This is a genomic window from Mesorhizobium sp. M0909 (assembly GCF_040319515.1).
In the GTDB taxonomy this organism is placed as follows: domain Bacteria; phylum Pseudomonadota; class Alphaproteobacteria; order Rhizobiales; family Rhizobiaceae; genus Mesorhizobium.
The window spans coordinates 40,912-54,158 of the sequence record NZ_JAMYOA010000019.1; the positions used below are offsets into that span (position 1 = coordinate 40,912).

Genomic DNA, 13,247 nt, shown 5'->3' on the forward strand with positions numbered 1-13,247 from the left:
CCTCGTTTCGGGTGTTGGAGTTTGTATGGGGCATCTTGCTTAGCCCACTACCTGTTGGTGATGCCCGGGACCTCGAACGCAGCGCACAAATCGGCAACGTCTCTTCGCACACAGGCATGGAGATCTTCGTCATCGGGCCGCCGGAGGACGCAGTCAATGAAGCCAGCAATTTGCACCATTTCCACATCGCGCATGCCCATGGACGTCACTGCTGGCGACCCCAGGCGAATTCCGCTTGTGACCGCCGGATCCCGCGGGTCGCCAGGCACCATATTAAAGTTTGTGATGATGCCTGCCTTTGCTAGCCGCTCGGCATAGGCCTTGCCCGACAGTGGTCGATCGCGCAGATCAAGGATCAGCATGTGATTGTCCGTCCCCCCGGTAACCAGGTCATAACCTCGCTCGATCAGTGCCTGTGCAAGAGCCTTGGCATTCTTGACGGTCTGTTGGCCGTAGCTTCGGAAGGACGGGTTCGCGGCTTCGTGCAAGGCAACTGCTAGCGCAGCGATGGCATTCATGTGGGGCCCGCCTTGGAGGTGAGGAAAGACGGCCCGGTCTATTCGTCTGGCGAGATTGTATTTGCTCTTTGTATGATACAGGGCCTGATAGCGATCTTCGTTCCTGGACAAAATGAAACCACCGCGGGGACCGCGGATCGATTTGTGGGAGGTGCTGCTGACCACGTCGCAATGGCGCACGGGATTCGGGTGCGCTCCCGCGGCAATCAGGCCGCTGATGTGCGCAATGTCGGCTACGAGATAGGAGTTCGCTTCCAGGGCGATTTCTGCAATTGCCGCGTAGTCAAAGACACGCGGATAAGCAGTCCCGCGGACCCAAATGAGCCGCGGCCGTTCCCGCTTGGCTGTCTCGCCCACGCGGTCATAGTCAATTTGCTGCGTCTTTTCGTGCAGCCCATAAGGGAAGCGTTGATAGTCAGTCCCGGAAAAGTTGATGGCCCAACCATGACTCAGATGGCCCCCTTCCGGAAGGGGCAAGCCCATGACCTTGTCACCGGGGCTCAAAAGCGCGCGGTAGACGGCCTGATTGGCCGGCGAGCCGGAATAAGGCTGGACGTTGGCGTGTTCGCTGCCAAATAATGTTTTCAAGCGCTCAATGGCGAGGGTTTCAAGCTCATCGACGATCTCGTTTCCCGCGTAGTAGCGCGCAGCGGCGTACCCCTCGGCGTACTTGTTCGTGAAAATCGAACCGGTCGCTTCCAGCACGGCCGAGGAGGCAAAGTTCTCAGATGCGATCAGTTTGAGCGTCGTCCGTTCCTGCCGCTCCTGTCTTAGAAGCAGTTCGTGAACGCGGCAATCAACCGCCGCCAAGCGAGACCGTCCGTAAGTGTCGGGCGGCGCGATGGCGCCGTCGGCGGAGTTGTCCATGGTGGTTTCGCGCTCCAATTGGACTGATCTATTTCACGGTCAAGCATGCGATCCCCTTCGACGGCGCGTCTTGTTTCGCTTCGAGCCGTTGAAGGTCTCGTTTGTGATAGCCATCGCCGTGGGGCAGGAGATCAACCAACAATTGAACCAGCCCGCCGTCCTTACCTCGTGCTTTGAGATGGTACGAGCACCACGGACGTTGTTCGTTCAGTAAAGAAAGTCGGCTCTGGCGAGCAGCCGGACGTGTCGCACAACCCGCTCGCGACGCACGCCCAGAATCTCCGCTAGCTCGCAGACAGTTAGGTCCGCATGCGCGCAAAGGCCCAGGATTCGAAGGCGATCAAAATGCGCTGCCGTGCGTAGGCGACTGACCAGTGTCATCATGGGTCAGGACCAAGCCACATGGAAAGCCGGGGCACTCGTCCTACTGAATTTGTCATTTCGCGTTCTCCACAGATGTTGCAGCTTTCGAACCAAATTATATGGTTCGTTGTCCAGCGACCGGACAATCTTGGTGGCCGTGAAGATACTGTTTTGAGCCGATATGGCTGTGTCGAACAAACAAGATGGGCGCTCTTCTTGCGATTGGCTTTAGCTTCAGCGGGTCGAAGAATAAGCGGCGCACGGTTTGGACCCCACTGACCTCAGACGTTGCAATAAGCCTACCATTCACAGCGAACCGGAGTTGCTAAGAGTCTATGAATTTCCTTGAAGGATCTGTTGCAACGTTTGCCCAGCCGCTCTTGCTCCCGGCTTGCAGCGGTCAATCTCGAGCACACTGATCGCCGTGATGCAAAGATGACAAAGGAAGATTCCCTTTCAAACCGATCTTCTTCCTGGCCAAGTAGTTCGTAGTCAGTTGTGTGCGTCAAGTTCTGCAAAATGGCGTGGCATTGCGGTGACGTCGGCGTGTCCGCCGCGCAGCCCCCGTGTTTAGCGGAGCGGCGGACACATGACGGTGCTCAGGCGGCCAAGGCCCTCAGGCTCTCCTTCTTGTGCTCGCGCAGATGATCCATGTTGAGGTAGCGGGTCGCCTCGAGCCAGTTCTCGTGGATCTCCACCGCCAATGCCCGAACCAGCCGCAGACAGCTCCGCGGGTTGGGGAAGATGCGAACGACCAGGGTGCGCCGCTTGATCTCCTGGTTCAGCCGCTCCAGCATGTTGGTAACCGGTATGATCATGACGGTGCCATCCGATCCCCGCTGGAGATGAGCGATTTTCGGCGTATGGTGCGACCATCCGGGACAGGGGCACCGGGAGCACGCCAAGTGCAGGCAGGCCGATGTATTCGATGAGCTGCGAGCTCGCGTTAGTAGCTGGCCGCCCCTGCGACCTGCCCGGTTGCGCCGAGAGCGCGGATCCGTAGGTGTCGCGTCGCCCGCTGGCTCCCGATTGTTGAGGAGAGGGAGCCGATGAGACGTGTGATTGGAATGGACATCCACCGCACCTTTGCGGAGGTGGTGGTTTGGGAAGACGGCCGGCTGCGCCATCACGAACGGCTCGACATGACCCGCTCGGGACTGGAAGGGTTCGGCCGCAATTTGCGACGGACGGATGAGGTTGTCGTCGAGGCCACGGGCAACGCCATGGCGGTGGTGCGGGTTCTGTCGCCCTATGTCGGCCGGGTGATTGTCGCCAACCCGATGCAGGTGAAGGCGATCGCCCATGCCAGGATCAAGACCGACAAGATCGATGCCGGCGTTTGGCGCAGCTCCATGCCAGCGGGTATGATCATGACGGTGCCATCCGATCCCCGCTGGAGATGAGCGATTTTCGGCGTATGGTGCGACCATCCGGAACAGGGGCACCGGTAGCACGCCAAGTGCGGGCAGGCCGATGTATTCGATGAGCTGAGAGCTCGCGTTAGTAGCTGGCCGCCCCTGCGACCTGCCCGGTTGTCCCTGACCTCAGCCGCAGTGATTGGCGGGAAAGATGAAGAAAATGGCTAGCCGGAAGAAACGCGGGGCAACGAAAAGGCCGCTCGATGAAGAAGTTCTGCTTCGGCATATGCAAAGCATAGTAGACAGCGAATTCGAGAATCTTGTAGGCGAGGCGCTGTCAGAAATCTGTGGGAGACGCTTCTTTTGTTCGCGAAGCGGAAGCCAGTACGGGGGTGACGGAAGTGCACGAGGCCCGTTTGAAACGGTTTTCGAAGCCAAGCTCTATCGAGACACTACTTCTTTAAATCAGCGCAATGTACTCGGTGGCTTCGTTGAAGCGACCCATCGTGAGCCGAAACCTGATCTTTGGGTGCTCGCTGCTAGTCGGCCTGTCCCAGAGCAACTTGAACGAGCACTCCGCCGCGAGGCGGAAGAAAAAGCAATCGGCCTTCTCACGCTCGACGCTCCGCCCACGGGCGGCTCAGACCTTGTCCAATTGATTGCTATGGCGCCAAAGGCCGCTGCCCTACGGCTTCCGGCAGAAGCCCAAGCCGCAATCGACCGCCTTAGACGGGAGCCAAATTTCTCTGGGCGGGCTCTTGAGCTTCGCCAAAAACTCTCGGGACCCGATTTCACGCTTGCGACGTTGCGTGCGGCAGTCGATGCCTGGTGGCGAGAGACGATGTCGGAACCGCAGAAACTGGTCCGTCGCCTCAGGGCTAGACCCGCCCCTGGACGGTTGGGTGACCCGTGGGCCGAATTCGTTCGCCGTGATGTGGTCGATGCTAACAGCGCAAGCATTAAAGCCGCGGCGACAAAGGGAAATCCCTGCTTTTTTGTCGGCGACGAAGGAGTTGGCAAGACTCTCTCCGCTCTTCATTGGCTTTTGGAGAATGCCTCTGAGACCCTCTTGCTTCCGGTTACCAAAGCGGTTTCCGTTTCGAAAGACCCCATAACACTCATGAGTTGCGCGCTCAGCATGATGTTGGGTCGCTCCCCTGCGGAATGGGTCAAGAAAGCCGAGATGTTGCTCAGTTATGACGATATCCAAGCCCCTATCGTGACACTTTTTCTTGACGGTCTCAACGAACGACGAAAGAGCGATTGGACCGAGTTGCTGACGCGACTGCAAGACGAACCCTATCGCCAGCGCGTTCGTGTTCTTGCTACGTGTCGTCCCTATGCGTTCGAGCACGATTTCAATGAGTTTGTTGGACTGAGCCAGAAACCGCAGGTTATCCGTATAGGCCTCTTCGCAGACGCGGAACTCGACCGAGGTCTTAAGAACCACAAAATTCCCCGATCCTCTTTATCCGATGAAATGACGGAATTGCTACGCCGTCCGCGACTTTTCGACCTAGCACTCCGATACCGTGAAGAGCTTGAAAAAGTGGGCGAGTTCACGCCAGCTCGCTTGTATTGGGAGGACTGGAAAGACCGCCTGGCACGAAACCGTGACATCCTTGCGGAACCCGATTTCAAGGAAGCACTCCGGCAAGTTGCAAAGGCAATCGATAAGGCATCGCCGAATCCTTCGCGAATAGCGACGGCTGACCTACATCACGCCGTCCGGAACGCAAACCCTTTTGCGGACAATCCAGAGCGCGTCTTGCAAACACTTACGGAACTGGTTGACGGCGGGCTTGCCGAACGGTCCGGGGAAGATACCCGTCTAACATTGTCATTCGCGGCATTTGCACTTGGCTGGGATCTCTGGCGCCGAGCGCTAGAACTTCCTGCGGATTGGACGATTGGACAGATTGTCAGTGAAGTTCGAAGCTGGATAGAGCCGTGGGGCGGGGCCTCATTCGATTGTGAAGTGCTTCGAGTTGCCAGTTGGGCCGCCGCATTAGCGGACGGTAGGAGAGCAGCCCAAGCCGCGATATTCGCCCTTTGGCTCGATAGGCCAAACCTTTCCGACGAACACGAAGACGACATTCTTGCTATTTCACGGCGCATAAACACAGCTCTTGTGGATGTCGCCGAATACGTCTGGTTCGCAGGCGACGCAGAGGCGTCCGAACGCCTTGCTTATATTATTAGACCCCTCACTGGTGCGAGCGAATTGAGGGTAGCACTGATTGAACGTGCTCGTCATTGGGCCGGCTTGATCGGTCTAATGGAGTGGCCATTCTTGGGGCAAACAGACGACCGGTCTGCTTTGCGTGAAAAGCGACTTGAGCGACTGCGCAAACGCCTCGGCGATCGCTTGGTTTTGAATAAACCGTTCAAGGAGGCCGATGAAACTCTCACCATAGCAGATGGCGAAGAGCCTGATGGATCGCACGCCTTTGGCTACGCCGTTAGCGTTCTTGCTTTTCACAGTCGTGATGACCTGATGCCTTTGATAAGGGTTTGGTCCATAGCCGGGTCTGTTCGGTACGGAGACCATGACGATAAATATATCGCAGCGCTGCTGCGCGGTGCCGAACCCTCCGAGATCGCCCTAGTCGATCAAGCGTTGTCACAAGCGCAATCTTTCACCTTGGGCAATGACATTCTGATGGCGCATGCCGCAGGTTCACTTGGATGGGCAATTGGGACGCCTCAGGCCATGACCGTCGTTGCAGACGCCTTTGACAAATCTGGGCTTAGAGACGAACGACAAGAGTTAATCAAAACAATTTCAGTATGGGAAAGACCTGCAACCGTCGAGGAAGCCACTCAGAAGGTCGCCGACCAAACCGAAAAACCTCATGTTCGCTTGTCATATGCGCGGGACTGGCTACTCCATCCTAAGATGAGACTACCGGAAAGCCTTGTTCGCGAGGCCACGGATTTTGCAAGAAATCTCGACGTTACGGCAATCTATCAATCAAGGGGCCACACTTCCGAATCCCTTGCATTAGAGCATTGGATGCCCGTTTTGGCCCGGGCAGCGCGCGATGATAGAGCAGCCATTACGCGCCGACTTTCGGGTCACGTCGCGGCCGGCCAAGTGTCGCCGGAAAGAGCCATGTTTGTTATCATCATGGAAATGTCGGTACTTGATGCAGCCGACCTTGTGCCGCTTATGTCGATACCTGGAGACGATCCGGATAGCGCGAATCTGCGGATGGCGGCCCAATTTTTGTTGGCAAAGGACGGCGACGAGCAGATTAGCCTGCTCCTGAGCTTGGAACCGTCGCAAGTTATCTATCGTGATTTGGCGCTGACGTTCAGCATTCCGAGTGCCACTGGGCTCGATGCATTGGCGAAAGCTATTCATGGCGGCCTCGAACGAAATCGATTGCGAAGTGCGCTCTTTTTGGTGGCTGCCACGGGTGTGGATTTGACCAATGCCCTGCGCACTGCATTGCTGGAGCGCCTGAGACAATCATCTCCGCATTGCCGAGCGCCCGAACTGGAGATTTTGGCTAAATCCGATGCGCCTGCGGCGGCTGCCGAGTTGATCGCCTTGGATTGGACTGTCGGGAATGCCCGAGACGATGATGAAGCCTTCTGGGGAAGTTTGGTTCTCGCAAAGGCGTCGCTTTCCCTCAATGAGGTGGTTCGGCGTCTTCATCCTCGCCATCTTGTGCGCGCCGCCGAGAATACAAAGGATGGGCCAGCGGTGATCAGTGCCATTTTGATCGCCAAACTGCGGTCAGTCTTGGACGCAGAGAAGCGACCATTGCCGGCGACGTCCATTTCCAATTTTGCAACCGATGACACTCAACTGGAAACTCGAAGTGTCACGCTTCAGCACGGTCTCAATAAATCGGCTCTCACGCTGGCCGAACGATTTCGATTGGGGTTCGATGCCGATGCGCGCCAAGAAATCATTGACCAAGCAATTGAGGCTGTTCAGCGTTCGGATCAATCGACCCTTGCAAGCGGCAGGCGGCGTCCCGACTGGACCATTCCGAGCGCTGGCCTTGAAACGCTCTGGACCGCAGAGCCGACCGCCTTTGAGGCTATTGCGGATTTCCTCTCGATTCAGTCTGCTGACAATCTGAATCAACTCGCTGTCCATGAGCCTGGTCTCCTATATCCGATGGTCTCCGTTGGACTCAAATGCGACCCAATTCGTTTTGCCTCGATATGGCGTAACCTCCTGTCTACGAGACATCATACTGTATATCGAACGAACCTCGGCTCGGACTGGCTTCTCACCATGCCTTTCGCGTGCACGAGCCCCAAGGGGTGGGCACTTCAGATTGAAGCGTTCGACTTCTGTGAAAACGACCGCGAGCTACTCGATTGCACCTTGCACGCAGAGACTCCAGACCTCCAGCAGCGATTGATCGGTTGGACTATTTCTGAAGCCCAATCACCCTCCATCTGGAGACGGGGGCGGGCTATGATTGTTCGGGGCTATCTGGGCCTTTCGTCGCCGCGTGTCGAAGACCTAGAGCGCCTGGACATACAGGCGTCTTGGCTCGGAAATGTCTGGCGCTATGCCGAAGGATGGAGGGAGCGCCGCCGCTCAATTGTTCATTGGCTGGAGCAGTTCAGGTCAGCCGACAATGGCATATACGCGTCAGCGGATTTCGAACTCCTCAAGAGCAGTGCTGACCGTCGCGTCTGGCGGATGCTTGATGGATGTAAACTGAACCATCATTCTCAGATCATATTCGAGCGACAGCGCTCTGAACTTAAGCGAGCGATAGAGAAACGCGAAAAGGATATGGGGGAGAAATTCCTCGACCAAAAGCTTGTCGACGGCCTCTGGCCTCGCAATATGAAGCTGAATTGAAGCATCCGAACGCGGTTCAGATGAACCAAACGAACTCCGTTCGCGCGTTTCGCAAAATGTGTGCGGGTGTACCGCGCTTTTTCCGCACCTTCTTGGCAAGGGGGTCGCTGCGCACCCCCGTTGCATCCCCCGAGCCGCAAGGTCTTCGCGAAAGATCCAGTATGACCACGTCGATGACCCGGCGTAGATCGACCGGCATCTGTTCAATAATAGCGTCCTTTAGCTGTGCCGTCGTCGTTATGGATAAGTCTTTACGCCCCGCGATTTTCTCACCTGCCCCGAACCATAGAACGAGATAGATGCCTTGATCCGCCGCATCAGGGTGCACGCTATAGCGGTCGTGAAGCTGCGCCGAGGCGGCTGAAAAGAGCTTTGAATGCCACTGCCCTTTGACCTCGATGACGAGCAGCCGCCGTCGACCGTCAATAATCACTGATGCTGTGATGTCGCATCGGTTCGCATGCGCCATGTGATGTTCGATTGTGACCGAGAGGTTCAAGGCCGACATTTTCACCTGTAGCCGGTCAACGATCCGATCGCGCGAACTATTTTCATCGAGGTGCTCGCCGCCCGGATAGAACATGTTGAGCGGGTCGGTCTCGGCGCCCTGAACCCATCGCTGGTATTCCACCAGTTCTTCAACCAACAATGCACGCAAATCCTCCACGGTGGCGATCTTGCTATGGTCGAGAAAATTGACGATGTCCTTTGCAGAGGGCGTTCGAAAATCCTGTAGCGCCTGTTTCCGGTGCGCCGCAGCTTTCATGCTGCGGGCATCCCTGTGGAAATCAGCAAAGCGATCATCGGACAAAAGCTTGTCCAGGACCGGGAGGCTCTGATCAGGAGAATCGCGTCCTATTAGGTGAACCACATCGCTCAGAAAGCGATAGGCCGTTTCGCCGGGCGGGTCGCCCGTACCCCACGAGCTGGGTAGAAAGACCTTCGGCCATACATCGACGTATGCGTCTAAGATTGCAAATACCTTCTTGGCCGAGAGCACAGGCCACCCCACCGCGTCATCCCGATAAAACCGGCCCGCTCGATGCTCCAAACGGGTTATCGTCTGCGGATCAGCCTTTAGCGCTTCCCAAACAGCTCCCGGCGGATCTTCTAGGAAGAATAGTGCCCGCAGAAACCAGAATTTTTGGTCGGACTTTTCGTCGTCGGTCGTAGCTTCACGCCCGGTCCACGCCGCACATTGTTGTTCGATTAAGTGCCGTAGTCTTGAGCGATCAGCATGCTCCGCACAGATGTCAAAGAGCGTATCTCTGGCCCCCTTGGGCATTTCCGGAAACCGCTCCAGCCATTCCAACGCCAGTGTTTTTTGAAGAGGTTTGAATGCCTGTTTGTGACGAAGCCAGCCGACATCGGTAGGTGGGTCGCCCGGTTGAGTTAGCTGGGGTTCGATAAATTCTCGCGCATAGGCTTCGACATCCGAAAGATCCCCAAACAGCAGTCGATCGATCTCGGCTTGCAAAGCCTTGCCTTCTCCTTCCCCATATCCACCATACCCCCCCAAATCAGTCTTCACGGCGGCAAGGACTTTACGATCGATCCGCTCAAGAGTTCCTGACCCGCGAAAATATGCGAGACATGCGGCGTGCAGCACCCGCGTGACCGCCTTCCGTTGTTGAGAAAGAGCTGATAGAGTCGGAACATGCTCGTCGAGCAAGGGGAAGCTGTTCAGAAGCGCTCTGGCAGCGCTGCGAACGTCATCGAATATCTCACCCATCTTTTCGGGTTGGAGAAGGTAGTAGTCGGCAATCAGTCGGAGTGCACCCCAGTGCGCACCGGCCTCGATTCTTGCCAAATTTTCTCGAAAAAAGGCTAGCCTCGCTAGTTTGGTTTGATCTTCCTTGCGTTGCCATCTACGGTTTGATCTCGGCCAGCGATACCGATCCTTGTCTATCAATGAACGGGTTTCACGCTCACGCTTGGACCAGATTCTGAGCAGCTCTGATCGTTCGCGTCCTTGCCTGCGCATCAAGGCCCGGAAATCGTCTGGACCTTTCTTTTCCGAATAAATGTTATGCATGGAATAAAATCCGCCCCACAATGCGGCATTGCCCGTTTCAAAGGCATGGTCGAGCAGGGCACGATAATCACGTAGGTTCATCTGCAACCCCGAATGACGCTGGCTCATCGAGAGGCGCATCCGAACGTCCCATACGTCCTTGTCGTCGGCACAACCTGCGAAAGCGAGCCGATGTATCGCCTGCCGTAATTCGTCGTTCTCGGTCAGTGCCTGCACTGCGATGCTCTGATCTGACGATTTGGTGCGATCAAACGTCAGAGATTTCGTCCATCCCCAAATTTTGTCTGGCGCATGTGTTTTGGTCGACAGCTTGAAATATTGGTCAAGCAGTGAGCCGGCGATCTTGCTGACCTCGATACGACAATTGCATCGATGTTCGCGTGTTGCACCGCATGTGCAGGTGAGGCCACGGGTAAGCTCGTCGAGAAGCCATTCTGTGCCGGGCAGGTCGAACGTGCTGATAAACTGCCTCACGTAAAAACGAAGCTCCGGCGCCGCTTGATCGCGTCGTTTCCTGACCTTCCCTGTTGCTGCAATTCTTTGGAGCAAGGCGAGTACCTGCTCCCTTCCGATCACCTTCATACCCAATTCGGTGATATCAGTCGCGATACGCAACGAGGCTGTATCGCCCATCGCAATCAGGGTTGTGACATCCGGCCCGCGGTCGCGGTCCGGCAATTCCGTGAGAAGGTGCTGCGCACGCATACGAGACGACAACTGGTTGTCAGCGTCGAGCATGATGCAGCAAAGCTCTTCTTCGAGGTGCGGGATAGCGTCGGATGCTTGAAGAAGTTCGAGAAGAAGATCGCGCAACTCGGGCGCGACTTTGTCGCCAGTCAGCTGCTCTTTCAGGTCATCGACCATATCGACGCTGAAGAGGCCAGCCACGCTAAATCGCCGCCAGGAGTCGCTGCGGCGGAAATACGGATCGATTTTTGAGAGCTCGCGCAGTCGTGTCATGAGAAGATGCTTGGATGACGACGTAAGTTGCGACGGGTCGCCGTTGGCCAGCACCGCATAAGGGTCGACGTCGATACAAGCCCGTTGGATATGGGGACTTCCTACAGCCGCCATCCATCCGAGCATGCCCCGAAGCTCGTCGCGCACTACGCTGTTGGGCGCGATTACCGCGAGACACCGGCCAAGGGAAAGCGGATCGGTAGCATCGTCAATGCGTGTCGCAAGATAGCGTGCGGCACAATATTCTGAAACGATGCGATGCACCGGCTCGTGCCTCGCGGGTGTGGCTGATGGTTTGAAGAGCCGCGTGTCGAGCGTGGATTGCAACAATGACAGGTCAGCGGTGCTGACCGCCCGCAGATACGGGAAATCCATATCGCCTGGCTGCTCTACAGAAGATAAGCCTGTTGATCCCGATAACAGCAGTTTTGCAAAGAGCTCTTCTCCGACGCGGATAATTGCATCAGAGGGCGGCCGTCCGCGCTGTTTTGGCGATGCGCTTCGCTCCGAGGTCAGCCTCTCGACCGCGTCAACGAAAATCCTGCTTTTTGTCACGAACTTCCGACCGCTCTGCACATAGGCGTCAGAGAAGAGCTTGAGAAATTGTGGATTACCTAAAAGCGGCACGAGCTCGAAGCGAGCAGCTTCATTGAGGAACGCTGTGAAATCCTCTCCCGGAAGATAGGCTTCAAAAAGCAGCTTCTGTTCCGCTTCGGAAAACGGCAAAAGCCGTACCACGGCCGGCTCAGAGCCGAAGCACTGTTGCAAAAGCCGGGTTCGTGCCGGGTCCCATTCACTGGAGCGACAGGCCAGCACGACGATACCCGCCTGCGACTCCTTTGCCTTGACGATGATCTGATCAATTGCAGATTGGTCTATACGGGCCACTTCATCGAGAGCATCGATGACCAATGACGGAACCTCGGCTATCACCGAGCGGTGACGGAAGCTGGTTGCTGTGCAGAATTCACCACCTAAATGGGCGGCCATGCTCGTCAGAAGATCGCTCTTGCCAGCACCTGGTTCTGCTAGCACAACAATGAGTGCCTCTTCGGCGAGCAAAGCCGCCTCTGAAATGATCCTGTCCCCGTGATAGAGCGATCGTGGAATATAATTTTGGTCCATTCATGCAGCATAAGCGCCGCCAATGTCTCACCCAAGCTGCAATTTAAGATTGGTGGAACGCACGTGACTGGCGTGTGCCTGGATTCGTTCAGTAGTTCCCGTCAACTCCATCGTGCTGACGCGCGGCGCCTATCGGACGAACACGAAAGAACCCGCTGAGCCTCGCGTATTGAGTAGAGTGCTTGTTTGCAAATATTTAAATTTGCGGCGATCATCGCCGCATTTTTGAAAGATTGTAAATTCACTTTAAAAGTGATAGTTTATGAGAGTCGCAAAATACGGCGATGATCGCCGCATCGAAAGTGTTTTTTAAACCTATGCCAACGAACACCGACCGAAGACAATTGCTGCGAAACCTGGTGCCTGAGGGGCTACCGGTGACGAAGCGTTGGCTGTCCGAGCAGAATCCGGACTTCGATCGCCACGCGCTCGATAATCTGGTCAAAAGCAGGCAGCTCACGCTGGTCGCGTCCGGTGTCTATATACGCCCCAGTACACACCTTACCTGGCAGGGCATCGTCACCGCACTGCAGACCATCTTCCGCACGGATCTAAGTGTCGGCGGATTGACAGCGCTCGAATTGCAAGGATTTGCGCACTACCTGCCATTGTCGAGGCAACGCGCGGTCCATCTTTACGGCAAAGACGTTTTGCCGGCCTGGCTAGGGAGTGCGCTGCCTTCAGTCCAGTTCGTTCGCCACAATCGTCTCTCCTCGCTAGGCGGTTCCGGCCTCGTCAACCGCGAGTACGACACAAACGAGCGAACGCTCGTGGATAGCAGCATACCGGGTCAGCGGACAGGCGCTTGGCCGTTCACCATGTCATCGCCCGAGCGGGCTTACCTTGAAGTCCTGATGGACGTGCCGGGCGCCATATCCTTCGAGCACGCCGACCAGCTTCTCCAGGGCATGACCACGCTCTCACCAAGGCGCATGGAGCAACTCTTGCGCAAGTGCACGAGCGTCAAATTGCGCAGGCTGTTCTACTGGATGGCCGAGCGTCATTCCTACGCCTGGCTGAAGAAGCTTCCCAAACCCGAAGCGCTTGATGAGCTTGGCCTTGGTAGCGGTAACAGAATGCTGGTCAGAGGCGGCAGACTCGATCCAAAATACCGCATAACGGTTCCGGAGGAGATGTGGACACAACCAGCCCTTATTACAGACAAGTCCGACTCCTGACGCGTG

Annotated in this window: 5 protein-coding genes and 2 pseudogenes; 3 read left to right on the plus strand and 4 right to left on the minus strand. The window is 56.3% G+C overall.

The genetic code is table 11. The annotated features are described in order from the left end of the window. Positions 1-47 precede the first annotated feature (47 nt). The 3 genes and pseudogenes from glyA to NKH83_RS24830 all read right to left on the minus strand — a co-directional run. On the minus strand, positions 48-1,385 hold the full coding sequence (gene glyA, locus NKH83_RS24820; protein WP_352807964.1) for a serine hydroxymethyltransferase: 1,338 nt from the start codon (positions 1,383-1,385) through the stop codon (positions 48-50). 207 nt (positions 1,386-1,592) lie between these two features. Further along, the gene (locus NKH83_RS24825; RefSeq protein ID WP_352458265.1) at positions 1,593-1,769 is read right to left on the minus strand and encodes an ArsR family transcriptional regulator; all 177 of its coding nucleotides are present in this window, start codon (positions 1,767-1,769) and stop codon (positions 1,593-1,595) included. 578 nt (positions 1,770-2,347) lie between these two features. Further along, positions 2,348-2,551, minus strand: a pseudogene (locus tag NKH83_RS24830) (transposase); the annotation flags it as partial. A 246-nt stretch (positions 2,552-2,797) separates the two neighbouring features. Between NKH83_RS24830 and NKH83_RS24835 the strand changes: the two are divergent. Both NKH83_RS24835 and NKH83_RS24840 read left to right on the plus strand, forming a co-directional pair. Beyond that, a pseudogene (locus NKH83_RS24835) lies at positions 2,798-3,114 on the plus strand (IS110 family transposase); the annotation flags it as partial. Positions 3,115-3,317: 203 nt separating this feature from the next. Continuing rightward, the gene (locus NKH83_RS24840) at positions 3,318-7,943 is read left to right on the plus strand and encodes a hypothetical protein (protein WP_352807965.1); all 4,626 of its coding nucleotides are present in this window, start codon (positions 3,318-3,320) and stop codon (positions 7,941-7,943) included. 16 nt (positions 7,944-7,959) lie between these two features. Here the strand turns inward: NKH83_RS24840 and eruA are convergent, their stop codons facing one another. Beyond that, positions 7,960-12,063, minus strand: coding sequence for an NACHT domain-containing antiphage protein EruA (gene eruA / locus NKH83_RS24845; protein WP_352807966.1), 4,104 nt, complete (start codon positions 12,061-12,063; stop codon positions 7,960-7,962). A gap of 284 nt (positions 12,064-12,347) precedes the next feature. Between eruA and NKH83_RS24850 the strand changes: the two genes are divergently transcribed. After that, positions 12,348-13,241 (plus strand): type IV toxin-antitoxin system AbiEi family antitoxin domain-containing protein, encoded by an 894-nt coding sequence (locus NKH83_RS24850; protein ID WP_352458833.1) that lies wholly within the window; start codon positions 12,348-12,350, stop codon positions 13,239-13,241. The last annotated feature ends 6 nt before the right edge of the window (positions 13,242-13,247 follow it).

What these genes read in the sequence shown, in the direction of transcription:
- glyA (WP_352807964.1), bottom strand. Translation starts at nt 1,385, where the DNA reads ATGGACAACTCCGCCGACGGCGCCATCGCGCCGCCCGACACTTACGGA.
- NKH83_RS24825 (WP_352458265.1), bottom strand. Translation starts at nt 1,769, where the DNA reads ATGATGACACTGGTCAGTCGCCTACGCACGGCAGCGCATTTTGATCGC.
- NKH83_RS24840 (WP_352807965.1), top strand. Translation starts at nt 3,318, where the DNA reads ATGAAGAAAATGGCTAGCCGGAAGAAACGCGGGGCAACGAAAAGGCCG.
- eruA (WP_352807966.1), bottom strand. Translation starts at nt 12,063, where the DNA reads ATGGACCAAAATTATATTCCACGATCGCTCTATCACGGGGACAGGATC.
- NKH83_RS24850 (WP_352458833.1), top strand. Translation starts at nt 12,348, where the DNA reads ATGATCGCCGCATCGAAAGTGTTTTTTAAACCTATGCCAACGAACACC.